The organism is Pelagicoccus enzymogenes, from assembly GCF_014803405.1.
Lineage (GTDB): Bacteria > Verrucomicrobiota > Verrucomicrobiia > Opitutales > Opitutaceae > Pelagicoccus > Pelagicoccus enzymogenes.
The window spans coordinates 1-540 of record NZ_JACYFG010000060.1; the positions used below are offsets into that span (position 1 = coordinate 1).

Annotated in this window: 1 protein-coding gene; it reads right to left on the minus strand. The window is 43.5% G+C overall.

The annotated features are described in order from the left end of the window. Window positions 1–540 (minus strand): DUF4238 domain-containing protein (locus IEN85_RS22535; protein ID WP_191619374.1); only part of this gene is annotated, 540 nt, incomplete at both ends.

Genomic DNA, 540 nt, shown 5'->3' on the forward strand with positions numbered 1-540 from the left:
CCCCGTGTTGCCTTGCTGTTTTAATCGCTCAAATAGTTGATTGTAGAAAACTACAGGATGATCTGATGTGATAAATTCTGTTTCGGTTTTGTTCAGAACCAATCCAGCTTTTAGATCTATCAAGTTCGGGAAATTTTCTAGGCAGAAGGCAGTCGCTTTCGAGGCGCCATTTTCAATTTCTAACTCTAACTGATTTAATTGATCTTTCAGCGATTCAGGACTGTCTTTGAGGCTCTCATGGATGAATCCCTTCAGCATCTCTTCGACTTCAAGCTTTGCTTGTCTAGTCCTTCCTCTTTGTGCTGAAACAAATATCAGAAGTGCTATGAAGTCATCGTTTGGGTATGAAGGCACGCATTCCCAATCGCAGACGTCTTCCAGGAGTGACGCAACCTGACCTTCCATTGTGGTCAGTGCATCATCCACCGAGGAGTCTTTTCCGTAGAAGTAATCTTCCGAGCACTGACTTTTGATTGAAGCACCAAAAACGGTCTTGCTGTGTTTGATCAGAAAGGCGTTCGTGGTCTTTTTATCCTCGGA